Origin of the sequence: Citrobacter sp. RHBSTW-00599 (assembly GCF_013784065.1) — a bacterium.
In the GTDB taxonomy this organism is placed as follows: Bacteria; Pseudomonadota; Gammaproteobacteria; order Enterobacterales; family Enterobacteriaceae; genus Citrobacter; species Citrobacter braakii.
Window position 1 is genome coordinate 2,620,441 of the sequence record NZ_CP056717.1, and the last position, 14,458, is coordinate 2,634,898.

At 55.8% G+C, this 14,458-nt stretch carries 15 protein-coding genes; 2 read left to right on the top strand and 13 right to left on the bottom strand.

Annotated elements, in window-relative coordinates:
* The first annotated feature begins 168 nt into the window (after positions 1-168).
* Positions 169-600 carry an OsmC family protein gene (locus HV243_RS12775; protein WP_047359112.1) on the top strand — a complete coding sequence of 144 codons (432 nt, stop codon included), beginning with the start codon at positions 169-171 and terminating at the stop codon, positions 598-600.
* A gap of 47 nt (positions 601-647) precedes the next feature.
* Here HV243_RS12775 and HV243_RS12780 read toward each other — a convergent pair whose 3' ends face one another.
* From HV243_RS12780 to HV243_RS12805, 6 genes are read right to left on the bottom strand one after another with little or no spacing between them, the layout of a single operon-like run.
* A complete protein-coding gene (locus HV243_RS12780) occupies positions 648-1,418 on the bottom strand; it encodes a 3-hydroxybutyrate dehydrogenase (RefSeq protein ID WP_053389801.1) in 771 nt (256 codons plus the stop codon).
* 11 nt (positions 1,419-1,429) lie between these two features.
* Complete coding sequence (locus HV243_RS12785; protein WP_196615732.1) at positions 1,430-2,824, bottom strand: GntP family permease; 1,395 nt, start codon at positions 2,822-2,824, stop codon at positions 1,430-1,432.
* Between the two features lie 43 nt (positions 2,825-2,867).
* Complete coding sequence (locus HV243_RS12790; RefSeq protein ID WP_053389800.1) at positions 2,868-3,791, bottom strand: 3-hydroxyacyl-CoA dehydrogenase family protein; 924 nt, start codon at positions 3,789-3,791, stop codon at positions 2,868-2,870.
* On the bottom strand, positions 3,781-4,986 hold the full coding sequence (locus HV243_RS12795; protein WP_047417444.1) for an acetyl-CoA C-acetyltransferase: 1,206 nt from the start codon (positions 4,984-4,986) through the stop codon (positions 3,781-3,783). Before HV243_RS12795 ends, HV243_RS12790 begins: the two co-directional genes overlap by 11 nt.
* A gap of 10 nt (positions 4,987-4,996) precedes the next feature.
* Positions 4,997-5,653, bottom strand: coding sequence for a CoA transferase subunit B (locus HV243_RS12800; protein WP_053389799.1), 657 nt, complete (start codon positions 5,651-5,653; stop codon positions 4,997-4,999).
* A gap of 2 nt (positions 5,654-5,655) precedes the next feature.
* On the bottom strand, positions 5,656-6,363 hold the full coding sequence (locus HV243_RS12805) for a CoA transferase subunit A (protein WP_016153096.1): 708 nt from the start codon (positions 6,361-6,363) through the stop codon (positions 5,656-5,658).
* A 142-nt stretch (positions 6,364-6,505) separates the two neighbouring features.
* Between HV243_RS12805 and HV243_RS12810 the strand changes: the two genes are divergently transcribed.
* A complete protein-coding gene (locus tag HV243_RS12810; protein ID WP_016153095.1) occupies positions 6,506-7,396 on the top strand; it encodes a LysR family transcriptional regulator in 891 nt (296 codons plus the stop codon).
* A 28-nt stretch (positions 7,397-7,424) separates the two neighbouring features.
* Here the strand turns inward: HV243_RS12810 and HV243_RS12815 are convergent, their stop codons facing one another.
* Genes HV243_RS12815 through HV243_RS12845 form a run of 7 tightly spaced genes read right to left on the bottom strand, consistent with a single transcriptional unit; the run spans position 7,425 to position 14,342 of the window.
* Positions 7,425-8,360, bottom strand: coding sequence for an ABC transporter ATP-binding protein (locus HV243_RS12815; RefSeq protein ID WP_053389798.1), 936 nt, complete (start codon positions 8,358-8,360; stop codon positions 7,425-7,427).
* On the bottom strand, positions 8,353-9,339 hold the full coding sequence (locus HV243_RS12820; protein ID WP_016156537.1) for an ABC transporter ATP-binding protein: 987 nt from the start codon (positions 9,337-9,339) through the stop codon (positions 8,353-8,355). The genes HV243_RS12815 and HV243_RS12820 overlap by 8 nt, the downstream gene beginning before the upstream one ends.
* Entirely contained in the window at positions 9,336-10,232 is an 897-nt protein-coding gene (gene ddpC / locus HV243_RS12825) for a D,D-dipeptide ABC transporter permease (protein WP_049281776.1), read from the bottom strand. The genes HV243_RS12820 and ddpC overlap by 4 nt, the downstream gene beginning before the upstream one ends.
* Complete coding sequence (locus HV243_RS12830; protein ID WP_053389797.1) at positions 10,229-11,251, bottom strand: ABC transporter permease; 1,023 nt, start codon at positions 11,249-11,251, stop codon at positions 10,229-10,231. The genes ddpC and HV243_RS12830 overlap by 4 nt, the downstream gene beginning before the upstream one ends.
* A gap of 44 nt (positions 11,252-11,295) precedes the next feature.
* Complete coding sequence (locus HV243_RS12835) at positions 11,296-12,858, bottom strand: ABC transporter substrate-binding protein (RefSeq protein ID WP_016153090.1); 1,563 nt, start codon at positions 12,856-12,858, stop codon at positions 11,296-11,298.
* A 15-nt stretch (positions 12,859-12,873) separates the two neighbouring features.
* Entirely contained in the window at positions 12,874-13,461 is a 588-nt protein-coding gene (ddpX, locus tag HV243_RS12840; protein ID WP_053389796.1) for a D-alanyl-D-alanine dipeptidase, read from the bottom strand.
* Between the two features lie 14 nt (positions 13,462-13,475).
* Entirely contained in the window at positions 13,476-14,342 is an 867-nt protein-coding gene (locus HV243_RS12845; protein WP_016153088.1) for a MurR/RpiR family transcriptional regulator, read from the bottom strand.
* Positions 14,343-14,458: the final 116 nt, after the last annotated feature.

Here is a 14,458-nt window from a genome sequence, read left to right on the forward strand (position 1 = left end):
TACAACCTGATAGAAAGCCGATGTTGAAAATAGCGGCTTTCTGGATGGTCGGTCATTTCAACTGAAAGGTCAATGCTTAAGCGGCAAATGAGAACTATCCCGTATGTGCCATGCTTTTTCTCAGCCGTCCTATACTTGTAACTCCAACGACAACACAGGAGAGCGGTAATGACTATCCATAAGAAAGGTCAGGCACACTGGGAAGGTGACATTAAGCGCGGTAAAGGTACCGTGTCGACCGAAAGTGGGGTGTTGAATCAGCAACCGTATGGGTTTAATACCCGATTTGAAGGGGCGAAAGGCACCAATCCTGAAGAGTTGATTGGCGCGGCGCATGCAGCCTGCTTCTCAATGGCGCTTTCGCTCATGCTGGGCGAAGCGGGTTTTACCCCAGATGCCATTGATACCACTGCCGATGTTTCTCTGGATAAAGTGGATGCCGGATTTGCTATCACCAAAGTCGCGCTACACAGTCAGGTGAGCGTCCCGGGGATAGATGCCGCCACGTTTGACGGCATCATCCAGAAAGCAAAAGCCGGCTGCCCGGTATCACAGGTACTGAACGCGGAAATCACGCTGGATTATCAGTTAACATCGTAAAGAAGGTGTGCCGGATGCGACGGGGTCTTATCCGGCACCAGATATCTTTATTGCGCCACCCAGCCGCCATCCATATTCCACGCCACACCACGCACCTGCGACGCCCCGTCTGAGCACAAAAATAGCGCAAGCTCACCCAACTGTTGCGGCGTGACGAATTCGTGCGACGGCTGTTTTTCCGCCAGCAGGGCGTCACGCGCGGCGTCAGGCTCAGCGCCTTCGGCAATACGTTTATCGATTTGCTGCTGGACCAACGGCGTAAGCACCCAACCGGGGCACAGCGCATTGCAGGTAATACCCGTCTGCGCGGTCTCCAGCGCAATGGTTTTGGTTAATCCCACCACGCCGTGCTTCGCCGCCACATAGGCGGATTTCTCTTTTGAGGCCACCAGGCCATGAACAGAAGCGATATTGATGATGCGTCCCCAGTTACGCGCACGCATGCCGGGAAGCGCCAGGCGAGTGGTGTGAAAGACAGAAGAGAGGTTAATGGCGATAATCGCGTTCCATTTATCAACCGGGAAGGTCTCCACCGGTGAAACATGCTGGATCCCGGCATTGTTGACCAGAATATCCACCCCGCCAAATTCGCTATCGGCATAGCGCATCATGTCGGCAATTTGCGCTTCATCGCTCAGGTCCGCGCCATGATAGCCTGGCGTTTTGCCATATTGTGCAATGGCATCTTTGGCGGCTTCCACATCACCAAATCCGTTAAGGATCAGGGTAGCGCCCGCTTGCGCCAGCACCTGTGCGATACCTAATCCAATACCGCTGGTAGAGCCGGTAACCAGAGCGGTTTTTCCCGTTAAGTTCATGATGATTCTCCTTAAACAATTCCGGTGGTGTAGAAGACGCCGATAACAAACAGCACGGCCAGACTTTTAATTACGGTAATGGCGAATATCCCGCCGTACGCCTGACGATGGCTAAGACCGGTTATGGCCAGCAGGGTAATGACCGCACCGTTATGTGGCAGGGTATCCATACCACCACTGGCCATTGACGCCACGCGGTGGAAGACCTCGAGGGGAATATTGGCGGCATGGGCGGCGGCAATAAAAGTGTCAGACATGGCGGCGAGGGCAATACTCATCCCGCCAGACGCCGAGCCGGTGATCCCGGCAAGCGTGGTGATGCTGATAGCCTCATTGAGCAGCGGGTCGGGAATGGCCGCCAGCGCTTTTGACAGCACAAGGAAACCTGGCAGGGCGGCGATCACTGCGCCAAAACCGTATTCTGATGCGGTGTTCATGGCCGCGAGGATCGCACCGCCAACCGCCGTTCGGCTCCCTTCCGCCAGGCGACCTTTAATGTTGCGATAGCCGAAGAGCACCACCAGCAGGATCCCAGAAATCAGCGCCGCCTCTACCGCCCAGATAGCGGTGATTTTACCGACTTCGGTGGTAATCGGTTTGGCAAGGCCCGGAAGTTCCAGTTGATGCGTAGCGCCATACCATTGCGGGATCCAGTGGGTAAATAGTAGGTTAAAAACGCCAACCAGGATCAGCGGAGAGATAGCAATTATCGGGTTCGGCAGGTTAATGTTATCCGGCGTTTCCGGCTCGTTTAACAGTTCAGTGCCGTACCCTTCATTCTTTGCCTGCGCTTTACGACGCTGGCGCTCGAGATAAACCAGACCGACAACGATGATAAACAGAGAGCCGATCAAACCCAGCCAGGGCGCGGCCCAGGCGTTAGTTCCAAAGAAGCTGGTCGGAATAATGTTCTGGATCTGCGGCGTGCCTGGCAGAGCGTCCATGGTGAAGGAAAACGCGCCCAGCGCAACGGTGGCCGGGATCAGGCGCTTCGGAATATTACTCTGACGGAACAGCTCCGCCGCAAACGGATATACCGCAAATGCCACCACGAACAGCGATACGCCGCCGTAGGTCAACAGTGCACACACCAGCACAATCACAGGGATGGCGTGACGACGCCCGAGAATGTTGATGGCGGCGGCAACGATGGAGCGAGAAAAACCCGATAACTCGATTAACTTGCCAAACACAGCGCCCAGTAAGAACACCGGGAAGTAAAGCTTCACAAAACCGACCATTTTTTCCATAAACAGGCCGGTGAAGGCAGGGCCGACGGCGCTGGGTTCGGTGAGCAATACAGCACCTAATGCCGCGATGGGGGCAAACAGGATGACGCTATATCCGCGATAGGCTGCCAGCATCAGCAGGCCCAACGCTGCCAGGGCGATTAATACACTCATCATGACTCCTCAATATCATTGTTATAGTGGGGTACAGAAAGAGAAGTTACGGTTTCAGGGCAAAGCGCAGCTGATGCTCTCTGCGTTGCTGGATATATTCCTTGCGCGAATCATCCCAGCGATAAAATCCCTGACCGCTGCGCAAACCGGTATCACCGTTAGCCACCTTGTCAGCGACCAGAGACATCATGTCGCTCCCGGTTGCCAGCTCCGGTAGCAGATGCCGACAAATGTCCTGTACCGTAGAAAGTCCGGTCATATCCGCCGCCTCCAGCGGACCGACCATCGCATAGCGACGACCGAGCGAGGCGCGCATTACCTGATCCACCACCTCTGCGCTGGCGATCCCGCTTTTTACGATATGCAACGCTTCACGCAGCAGAGCGAACTGCAGGCGATTACCGACAAACCCCGGCGCGGCGCGGTCGAGCACGACGGCTTCCAGCTGCATCGAAAGCAGCAGCTGTTGCAGTTCCTGCAGATATTCCGGCTTCGTGGCCGTGCCGGGTACAATCTCAACCAGTGGAATAAAATGCGGCGGGTGCCAGAAATGGGCGATTAACAACCGCTCAGGATGGGCGAGCTTTTCTGCCAGCGCATCCGGCGGCAGGCCGCTGGTGTTACTGGCAATGACGGCCTCAGGCGCGATCAGTGCTTCCAGTTGTGCATACAACGCGTGCTTGAGTTCGAGTCGCTCCGGGATGGCTTCGATCAGTAACCCGCACGCGGCAATATCGTGCAGCGAGGCAGTACCATGCAGACGACTCACAGCCTGTTCTTTGTCGTTTTTAGGAAACTGTTCGGTGGCAATCAGTTCATCCAGAATACCGCTGGCAACTGCGCCAATGTCTGCAATACGGTTGCTATCGGTGTCGTACAGCCAGACATCGTGACCATAACGGACGAAGTGGGTGGCAATACCGACACCCATTAAACCCGCGCCCAGTACGCAGATATGCTTACTTTTCATGAGATACCTCCTGCGGGCGCTCAACCGCCAGCGCCACCCCCTGACCGCCGCCTACGCACAGCGTAGCCAGCCCTTTGGCGGCGTTACGGCGGGCCATTTCGTGCAGCAAAGTCACCAGAATTCGGCAACCTGACGCCCCAATGGGATGGCCCAGCGCAATCGCGCCGCCGTTTACGTTCACCCGATTGCTGTCCCAGTTCAGGGATTCGCCAACCGCCAGCGCTTGCGCGGCAAAGGCTTCGTTGGCTTCAATGAGATCGACATCATTCAACGTCCAGCCAGCTCGCTTCAGGCACTGAAGTGATGCCTCTACCGGCCCAATGCCCATAATCGCAGGGTCGACGCCGGAGACAGCGTAGCCCGCCACTCTGGCAAGAACCGGCAGATTGAGTTCTGCTGCTTTGGCGGCGCTCATCAACATCACCGCGGCGGCGCCATCGTTGATTGAAGATGCATTCCCGGCGGTCACCGTGCCGTTACCTGGGCGAAACGCTGGTTTGAGCTGCGCCAGCTTTTCAGCCTGCGTATCCGGACGAGGCTGTTCGTCACGATCCACGACACGCGGCGGTTTTTTGCCCTGCGGGACGCTGACTGGCGTGATTTCCGCGCTAAAACGACCGGCTTCAATGGCGGCGGCCGCTTTTTGCTGTGAGCGCAGGGCAAAGGCGTCCTGCTGCTCGCGACCGATCACGAACTTATCCGCCAGATTTTCCGCGGTAATCCCCATGTGATAGTCGTTAAACGCATCCCACAGACCGTCATGCACCACGCTGTCTTTCATGCTGGCATGACCGAGCCGCAGTCCCGCCCGGGCGCCGTCGAGGAAATAGGGCGCATTGCTCATGCTCTCCTGCCCACCGGCAATCACAATTTGCGCATCGCCGCAGCGAATCGCCTGGACCGCCTGATGCACCGCCTTCATGCCCGAGCCGCACACCAGATTCAGGGTTAACGCGGGCGTGGTGACCGGCAGTCCTGCGCGTAACGCCGTTTGCCTGGCAGGGTTCTGGCCGCAGCCAGCCGTCAGAACCTGGCCGAAGATCACTTCATCAATTTGCTCAGGTGCCACGGCGGTTTTTTCCAACAGCGAACGGATCACCACTGAACCTAGTTCAACCGCGGAAAGCGGAGCCAGCGCGCCATGAAAACTGCCAATTGGGGTGCGCGTTGCCGCGACAATAACAACATCCTGCATGGTCAGCTCCTCAGCTAAATTGCATTTCGGGGACATTTTCGGGAACGATCAGCTTGCCGGCGGTTCTGGCGACAATCTCATCCACGCTGATGCCCGGCGCTCGCTCGCGCAGAATGAACGCCCCATCGGCAATCTCCAGCAGCGCCAGATCGGTAAGCACGCGTTTAATACAGGCCACGCCGGTCAGCGGCAGGGTGCAGGCGGGAAGCAGTTTCGACTCGCCGCTTTTAGAGGCATGCGTCATCACTACGATGATGTTGTCGGCTCCGGCAACCAAATCCATCGCGCCGCCCATGCCTTTCACCATTTTTCCGGGGATCATCCATGAGGCGATATTGCCGTTAACATCCACTTCAAACGCGCCGAGCACCGTCAGGTCGACGTGACCGCCGCGGATCATGGCGAAGGATTGCGCCGAGTCGAAGATTGCCGCGCCTTTGCGCGCCGTCACGGTCTGTTTCCCGGCGTTGATCATGTCAGCATCAATTTCGTCTTCCGTGGGAAACGGGCCCATACCCAGCAAACCGTTTTCCGATTGCAGCATTACGTCCATGCCTTCAGGAATGTAGTTCGCCACCAGAGTAGGAATACCAATCCCGAGGTTGACGTAATAACCGTCTCGCAGCTCGCGGGCGACACGCATCGCCATTTGTTCACGCGTTAACATGGTCAGGCTCCTTTCTGGCGCAGGGTGCGTTGTTCAATACGTTTTTCAAACTGCCCCTGGATAATGCGGTTAACGTAAATTCCGGGGGTGTGAATTGCGGCGGGGTCCAGCTCTCCGGGAGGGACAATTTCTTCAACTTCCACGACGGTAATACGCCCAGCGGCAGCCATCAGCGGATTAAAATTCTGTGCGGTATGGCGATAAATAACGTTGCCGTACCAGTCGGCTTTCCAGCCTTTAACCAACGCAAAATCACCGGTTATCGCCTGCTCTAAGATGTAAGGGCGTCCGGCAAACTCGCGAACTTCTTTCCCTTGCGCGACCGGGGTTCCGTATCCGGTCGCGGTAAAGAATGCCGGGATCCCCGCGCCGCCCGCGCGCAACTGCTCAGCCAGCGTGCCTTGCGGCGTCAGGATAGCTTCCAGTTCACCGCTGAGAACCTGCTGCTCAAACAGGGCGTTTTCACCTACATAAGATGCGACCACTTTGCGTACCTGGCGCGTTTCCAGCAGAACGCCAAGGCCAAAACCATCCACGCCGCAGTTGTTTGACACAACCGTAAGCCCCTGAACCTCCCGACGGCGTACTTCGGCAATCAGGTTCTCAGGGATCCCACATAAGCCAAAACCGCCCGCCAGCAGCGTCATGTTATCGGTCAGTCCTTCCAGCGCCTCTTGATAGGTGGCAACCCGTTTATCCAGTCCAGCCATACACTTGCCCCTCCTGTTGTCCTTGCCGACATCATTGGGGGTGAAAAATGATTTGTTAATTTTAAATTTGTGACTCACTCATTGGGTTTTTTTATCAATTTAATGTTAATTAAAGGTATTCAACAAGTTAAAGGAATGCGAAATGGGAATGAGCATCAAACAGTTACGCGCGTTTTTAGCGGTAGCTCACACTCTGAATTTTGCTCATGCCAGTGAAAGACTGAATATGTCGCAACCCGCTTTAAGTCTGGCGATTAAAGGACTGGAGGATTCACTGGGCGGGGCGTTACTGTTGAGAACCACCCGCAAAGTGACCCTGACGCAGGAGGGAGAAACGCTGCTCAACATGGGGCGACAGCTGCTGGCGGACTGGGAGAATACGGAAGAGGCAATGCGCCAGCGCTTTACGCTGCAGCGCGGGAAAATTTCTATTGCCGCCATGCCCTCATTCGCCGCTAACGTCCTGCCATCGGTACTGAAAACGTTTCGTGATTCCTACTCCGGGATCAACGTAACGGTACATGACGTCATTAACGAACAAGTGATTGAGATGGTCAGTGAAGGGCGGGTGGAGATGGGCATTGCCTTTGAGCCGGACTCTTCAGGGCATCTGCATTTCACCCCGCTCGGCGTGGATCGTTTTATCGCGATTGTTCCGCCGACATGCAAACTGGCGGGCCGGGATCGTATTGCGTGGCGCGAATTACTGACGCTGGATTTTATCACCCTGCAACGTCCTTCCGCCGTGCGCCTGATGCTGGAAGAACAGCTGGTGCAAAGTGGGCATACGCTGGAAGTGGCGCTGGAGAGCCATCAACTGGTGACGGTTGGTCGCCTGGTGGCGAGCGGACTGGGCGGCAGCGCCGTGCCCGCATTGTGCCGCACGCAAATGACAGAGCTGGGTGCAACCTGTATCGATCTGGATACGCCGGTGATCCAGCGTCGGATCGGCGTTTTGCGTTCGGCGCATCATAAGTTATCTACCGCTTCTGAAGTGCTGGTGGATTCACTGAAAAAGGCGTATTGCACCTGACTCTCACGCAATACGCCAACCGTTCAGCTCATGCAACCGCCCGCCAGCAGCGAACTTCACCACCGCTATCACTTTTCAGCAATGCCTGTTTCTTCTCACAGCCGCTGGTCGCCAGTGGGCATCTGTCACGGAAAAAACAACCCTGGGGCAGCGTTCGGTTCCCCGGTAGTTCGGTTTTCCGTAACACCAAATCCTCCGCCAGCGGTGCTCCCGTTTTAGGGACCGAATCCAGCAATAATCGCGTGTAGGGATGGGCGGGCTGCGTGAGAACCTGCTGCGCATCGCCCAGCTCAACAATTTGCCCGAGGTACATCACCGCCACGCGGTCGCTCATATGGCGGACCACCGACACGTTGTGCGAGATCAGCACGTAGGTCAGGTTTCTGCGCGCCTGCAATGACACCAGCAGATTGAGAATTTGCGCCTGCACGGAGATATCCAGCGCCGAAGTAGGTTCATCAAGCACAATCACGTCCGGCTCTGATGACAACGCCCGGGCGATGGCGATACGCTGGCGCTGTCCACCGGAAAACGCATGCGGCAGGCGGTCGAGATATTCAGGACGAATTCCCACTTGTCGCGCCAAATCTTCAGCAAGCATACGGCGCTCACGTTCTGCAGGACGTTTTTGGATCCACACCGGTTCGGTGATAATCCGCCATACCGGTAAGCGCGGATCCAGCGATGAAAGGGGATCCTGAAAGACCATTTGCATACCGGTATGCTGCTTGTCACCACGGCGCGCATAGTTGCCCTGACTGGGTTTCAGCATCCCCATCAGCAGTTGCGCCAGCGTACTTTTTCCACAACCGGACTCGCCAACAATCCCCAGCGTTTCCCCCTGACAGATCTGTAAATCCAGACCATTGAGCGCATGCACCCGTTCCGTTACCTTGCCGAGCCAGTTTTTACGCGCAGGGAAGTTGACATGAACATTCTGCAGCGCCAGTAAAAAATCAGACATGTGTTGTCTCCAGTTGCGGATACCAGCAGGCAGATTGTTGATCCCCGCCTCCCTGACTGCGTAACGCAGGTGTTTCTTCACAACGGGGGCCAGCGGCAAAGCAGCGCTCGCGAAACGCGCATCCCGTCGGTAAGCAGGTTAAGTTCGGCACGGTGCCGGGAATGGCTGGCAGCAATGCGCGCGGCTCGCCGTGTTCCGGCGCGCATTTCAGCAGACCAATGGAATAGGGATGCGTCGGGCGTTGAATAACGGTTTGCGTTGGGCCACTCTCAATCACGCTTCCGGCATACATGACGTACAACCGGTCGCATAACTGTGAAACCACTGCCATATCATGGCTGATAAATAACACGGCTGTCCCGCTGGCTCGCGCTTTTAACTTCAGCAAACGCAGCACCTGCAGTTGCACCGTGACGTCCAGTGCGGTGGTCGGTTCATCGGCAATAATAAGCTCCGGTTCACACGAAAAGGCCAGCGCTATCATTACGCGCTGGCGCATCCCGCCGGAAAGCTCAAACGGGAAACGCTTCATGACTTCCGCCGCGTCCGGGATTTGCATCTCCTGGAGTAAAGCGATGGCTTTCTGACGGGCATCCGTGCGGCTTAACGCCTGATGATGGCGGATAACCTCCACCATTTGCTGACCGATGCGCCGGGTCGGATTCAGCGCCGTCATGGGCTCCTGAAAGATCATCGCTACGCGTGCGCCGCGCCATTGGCGCATTTGCTTCTCGCTGGCATTGAGCACATCTTCCCCCAGCAGCGAAACGCGTCCCTGGTGGATATGATAACTGCCTTCCGGCAGCAGACGCATGGTGAGCATGGCCGTCACGGACTTACCGGAACCGGACTCACCAACCACCCCAACGATTTCTCCGCGGTTGATATGCAGCGATACATGGTTAAGCGCATGCACGTCAGCTTTATAGCCGGGAAAACTCAAATGCAAATCTTCGATTTCCAGCACGGGTTGTGTCATGACTGTTTTCCTCCGGCTTTCGGGTCAAGCAGATCGCGAATACCATCGCCAAAGAGATTAAAGCCTACGGCGGTAATCAGAATGGCGGCGCCGGGGAAAGCGCAATACCACCACTGATCAAGCACATAGTTTCGGCCTATTGCGACCATCGCTCCCCATTCAGCGCTGGGCTGCTGTGCGCCCAGACCGATAAATCCGAGCGTGGCGGCCATCAGGATCGCACTGCCGATATCCAGCGACGCTTGCACAATTAGCGGGGGCAGAGAGTTACGTAAAATGTGCCAGCTAATCAGATGCCAGCGTGATGCGCCGTAGGTCCGCGCCGCCTGCACATAGGTAAACTGGCGCACTACTAACGTTTGACCGCGTGCGAGGCGCACATAAAACGGAATACGTACGATAGCAATCGCCAGCATGGCGTTAAACAGGCTTGGACCCAACGCGGCGGCCAGCGCCATCGTCAGCACCAGCGAGGGAATGGACAGCATAATGTCCATTATTCGCATAATAATTGCATCGGCGCGTCCGCCCATTACGCCAGACAAACAGCCCAGCAGCGAACCCAATCCCCCGGCGATACCCACCACGACCAGCCCCGCAACGACCGATTGTTGGCTACCCACCAGAACGCGGCTGAACAGATCGCGGCCGACTTCATCGGTACCAAACCAGTGAGCGGCTGACGGGGGCAGCAGGCGCGCACTCAAATTGATGGCATTAGGGTCGTGAGGGGTTATCCACGGCGACAGCACCATCAGCAGCAGTATCAACACAATGATGACCCCGCCAACCAGCGTCAGCGGGCTGCTTTTCATCATCCAGAACAGTTTAGCCCAGTCCGTGCGACGGCGTGCTGTCTGAGGCGCGGCTGGCGTTTCTTGTGTGAGCATCATTGTGTGTCTCCGCGTCCAATTCGTGGATCGATCCACAAGTAGAGTAAATCCACCACCAGGTTAACCAGCACATAGGCGAAAGAGACCACCACGGCAAATCCCATCACCGCCGGGAAGTCGAGCGCCTGAATCGACGTCACCACCCAGGCGCCCATTCCCGGCCAGGCGAAGACCGTTTCAGTCAGCACCGCACCGTAGAGCAGATCGCCCAATGCCAGGCCGAGAACGGTTATCGAGGGGATAAGCGCATTTGGCAACGCGTAACACAACACGATGTACCAGCCCGGCAACCCGCTGGCGCGAGCGGTGCGAATGTAATCTTCACTCAGTTGCTCCAGCATGGCGGAGCGAATCTGACGGGCAACGATCCCCAGGTGCACAAAGGCCAGCGTCAGTGATGGCAGGATCAGATGCTGAAGCGCATTGAAAAAGACTTCGCCATTGCCTTCCAGCAGTGCATCAATCAGATAGAACCCGGTGACGTGAGTTGGCGGATCCAGCCAGTCATCTAAACGTCCACCGCCGGGTAAAATTTGCAGATGACCATAAAACAGTACGATAACCCCCAGCCCCAGCCAGAATGCTGGCGTGGAGATACCGGTGATCGCCATCAGGCGAACGAGGTGATCAAGCCAGCGGTTGCGCCAGACCGCAGATAAAATGCCCAAAGGAATACCGATAACCAGCGCCAGCAACAAGGAGCAGAAAGCCAGCTCAAGGGTGGCGGGGAAGAAGATGCGCAGCTCATCCAGCACCGGACGTCCGGTGCGAATAGAGGTGCCTAAATCGCCGTGAAAAATGTCGCTGACATAGCGAAAAAACTGGACATACAGCGGCTGGTTCAGCCCCAACTGTTGGCGGATATTTTCGACAATTTCATCACTGGCGCGATCGCCCGCCAATAGCCGCGCGGGGTCGCCAGGTATCAGGTGCGAAATAATAAAAGTGATTACGCAAACACCGATAACCACCAGAATAAGTCCCCAGCATCGCTGGCGTAAAATGCTCCAGAACGTCATTAGCTTCCCCTTGCGGAGCCAGAGCGGCTCCGCATTAACGTGGCTTATTTACTCATGGTGGAGATATTGAAGACCTGTTCCAGCATGGGGTTGAATACAAATCCTTTGACGTCTTTGTTCATCGCCAACTGATAGTTTTTCTGGAATAAATAGACGTAGGCGGCTTCATCAATCACGATAGTTTGCGCCTGCTGGTAGTCATTGGTTCTGGCAACCTGATCGGTCGTGGCCAGCGCGCTACGCAGCAGCTTATCGACCTCACCGTTTTCATAGAACGAACGGTTACCCGGCAAGCCTTTCTTATCTGACTCAAACCAGTAGTTCATAAACATGTACGGATCGGCGAAATCTGGGCTCCAGTTGCCAATGGCAATGTCGTAATCTCCTTTGCCCACGCGGTCACGCATGGTGGCGTTCGCCAGTTTTTCCAGCTTCACCTTAATGCCCAGTTTGCCAAGGCTTGCCTGGGTCGCGAGCGCGATAGGTTCCCAGTTGGGGTCATTATCCGAGTACAGGAAGCTCAGGCTGTCAGGTTTGGTGGCAACTTTCTCCCACGCCGCTTTCGCTTTGGCTTCATCGAAACTGTACTGCATGGCCTTGTCGTCAAAACCCCACATGCCTTCAGGGATCGGACCCCGCATTTGCTTACCGTTGCCGCTCAGTATCCCGTTTACCATGCCTTTATAATCGGTTGCCCACGAGATGGCGCGGCGTAAATCCACCTGATTGAGCGGCGCTTTACTGTTATTCAGATACAGATAGGTCACGCGCAACGAGGGATAATCCGCCACGTTAACTTTGCCTTCCTGTTTTAAGGCGGCAAGCTGGTCAACCGGAAGCGCATCAGCAATGTCGATATCACCCCGCGACAATTGCAGACGGCGAGAGGCGCTTTCACCGATGATTTTTACCGAAACCCGCTTAAACGCCGGTTTTGCACCGGCATAATATGGGTTAGGAACCAGCACCAACTGCTGTCCCTTTTGCCAGCTTTTGAGCATGAAGGGACCGGAGCCTGCCGTGTTCTGCGCCAGGAATCCGCGGGCATCGTCTGCGGCATGCTCTTTTAAGACGGCCGGGTTAATAATTGAGGCCCCGTCATTGGCCAGCGTATACAGGAACGGCGCAAATGGCTGGCTGAGGGTAAACTTCACCGTATTGTTATCGATAGCCTCAACCTTCAGATCTTTCGGGAACGCTTCTGCAGGCCCCTGGCCGATTTTGAGCAGGCGTTCAAAAGATTGCTTTACCGCATCAGCCGTCACCGGCGTTCCGTCGGCGAATTTGGCATCGTTTTTCAGGATAAACGTCCACTCTTTCTGGTCGTCAGAGGCCTTCCAGCCGCTGGCCAAATCGCCTTCAACTTCCGTGGAGCCTTTACCTCCATCCGTTTTGTACTGAACCAGCCGCTGATAAGAGGGATAGGTGACCGTCCAGTCGTTGTTATCGATGGTCACGGCGGGATCGAGCGTCTGCGGATCGGCAGCTTTGCCGATCACCAGCATATCTTTGGGAACGGCGGCCTGCGCAGCGGGCAGGGCAAACGCCAGCGCAACGGCTATCAGAGCGGGGCGAAAAAACGCGTTTAACGCAGGTGTAGTCTTCATAACCAGGCTCCAGAATTAAAGGGAATGTTGTGTTGTTATGGGTGTGACAGTGTAACAATTTATCTGATCGTCAAGCAGCGGATAGCGGGCGGCATCAGGTAATTCAAAATGCCACCACTCGCTGGTGATACCGACAAAACCGCCGCCAAACATAATGGCATTGAGCAGCAGGCGGTTGCGCTGCGCAGCCGGAGGAACAGAAGGGTGCCAGGCATGGGAACGGTCGTGCATCTCATCAAAGCCGGCGCCCATATCGAGAAGATTGCCACGATCGTCCATTAGCGTAACGTCAATGGCCGTCCCGCGGCTGTGATTGGATCCTATCGCCACATCGACAACATACTGAGGATCCGGACACGCATTCCACAGCACCGCCTGCGCCTGCTGCGGGCGATACGCGTCGTATACCACAAGCTTCAGGCCCGCCAGTTGCGCAATACTGATACTTTTCGCCAACGCAGTGACCGCCTCGGTGTGCAACAGGCAACGAGCTTCCCGGTAGATAGGGGCGCCGGTAATGTTGTCTGCCGTAGCGTATTTAAGATCGATATGCAGCGACGGGAATATCACCGACAGATCGACCAGTTCTGGGGTTTCTGACATAGCACGTTTCCTGTTTATTGTTCGAATTGACCAAATTGTTGTTGTAACTGGCGATTGGTTTGCAGGCGTTCTGCGAGGGAATCACCCAGTTGGGCCACCACCGCAGAGAGTAATAAGTTGAACAGACAGCTCACCGGAGCCAGTGAGTCCCAGAAATGTCCGGTGTCAGTTTTCACCTGAAGTAAGTCAATGGAATAGTCTCTGGCCCACGGGCACCACACATCGGTGATTAGCGCCAGCGGAATGCAGCGTTCTGTGGCAACGCGGCAATATTGTCGCGAGATAGCGGAATAGGCGCGCATATCGGTGATCACCACGTAAGGCTGGGTGAATCCTGAATTCAGCGACTCGACCCAACTGCCGGAAAGCCCTTCGGAGTAGCTGACTTTAGGCCGCAGGTATTCCAGGTGACTGAAAAAGGCGTTAGCGATCCCGCGGGTGGACTGGATCCCAAGGATATACACGGCTTCCGCATGCGCCAGCCGCTGCGCTATGCGTAAAAACGTTTCGCCTTGCGCGAGTTGATAGACATAGGTAATGGCGTCGATTTCCAGTAACAGCGACTGCTGCGCGCGATCTGGCAGGCTTTGTTGCTGGTGCCAGGAGTCCAGCCGCTCGTTCATCCCCCAGGGTTGATAGGCGACGATGGGTAGCTCCCGCAGGCTGGCTTTTGCATCTTCCAGATTGCGAAAACCCAGTTTACGCAGATAGCGTCCAACGGTAATGCCGCTGGTTCCGGTCGCTTTAGCAATACCATCCGCGGTTTCAAAAGGGATCTGCACAGCATGGGCTAACAGCCACCCGGCCACGCGCTTTTCGCTGGGCGTCAGTTGGCTAAAGGTCTGCTCTATGCGGGTAAATAACTCCGGTTTCGCTGTCATTACCTTCTCGCTGTTAATTGTTTGTCAGAGTACGGCTCACTGTTAGCAAATTAACAATGCAGGACGCGTGCCATGTTGGTAACAGCGGCACGCTGACCATGTTTGTTAAAAATCAG

Excerpts from the sequence above, each read along its gene's own strand:
- HV243_RS12775 (WP_047359112.1), top strand. The coding sequence starts at position 169 with ATGACTATCCATAAGAAAGGTCAGGCACACTGGGAAGGTGACATTAAG.
- HV243_RS12780 (WP_053389801.1), bottom strand. The coding sequence starts at position 1,418 with ATGAACTTAACGGGAAAAACCGCTCTGGTTACCGGCTCTACCAGCGGT.
- HV243_RS12785 (WP_196615732.1), bottom strand. The coding sequence starts at position 2,824 with ATGATGAGTGTATTAATCGCCCTGGCAGCGTTGGGCCTGCTGATGCTG.
- HV243_RS12790 (WP_053389800.1), bottom strand. The coding sequence starts at position 3,791 with ATGAAAAGTAAGCATATCTGCGTACTGGGCGCGGGTTTAATGGGTGTC.
- HV243_RS12795 (WP_047417444.1), bottom strand. The coding sequence starts at position 4,986 with ATGCAGGATGTTGTTATTGTCGCGGCAACGCGCACCCCAATTGGCAGT.
- HV243_RS12800 (WP_053389799.1), bottom strand. The coding sequence starts at position 5,653 with ATGTTAACGCGTGAACAAATGGCGATGCGTGTCGCCCGCGAGCTGCGA.
- HV243_RS12805 (WP_016153096.1), bottom strand. The coding sequence starts at position 6,363 with ATGGCTGGACTGGATAAACGGGTTGCCACCTATCAAGAGGCGCTGGAA.
- HV243_RS12810 (WP_016153095.1), top strand. The coding sequence starts at position 6,506 with ATGGGAATGAGCATCAAACAGTTACGCGCGTTTTTAGCGGTAGCTCAC.
- HV243_RS12815 (WP_053389798.1), bottom strand. The coding sequence starts at position 8,360 with ATGTCTGATTTTTTACTGGCGCTGCAGAATGTTCATGTCAACTTCCCT.
- HV243_RS12820 (WP_016156537.1), bottom strand. The coding sequence starts at position 9,339 with ATGACACAACCCGTGCTGGAAATCGAAGATTTGCATTTGAGTTTTCCC.
- ddpC (WP_049281776.1), bottom strand. The coding sequence starts at position 10,232 with ATGATGCTCACACAAGAAACGCCAGCCGCGCCTCAGACAGCACGCCGT.
- HV243_RS12830 (WP_053389797.1), bottom strand. The coding sequence starts at position 11,251 with ATGACGTTCTGGAGCATTTTACGCCAGCGATGCTGGGGACTTATTCTG.
- HV243_RS12835 (WP_016153090.1), bottom strand. The coding sequence starts at position 12,858 with ATGAAGACTACACCTGCGTTAAACGCGTTTTTTCGCCCCGCTCTGATA.
- ddpX (WP_053389796.1), bottom strand. The coding sequence starts at position 13,461 with ATGTCAGAAACCCCAGAACTGGTCGATCTGTCGGTGATATTCCCGTCG.
- HV243_RS12845 (WP_016153088.1), bottom strand. The coding sequence starts at position 14,342 with ATGACAGCGAAACCGGAGTTATTTACCCGCATAGAGCAGACCTTTAGC.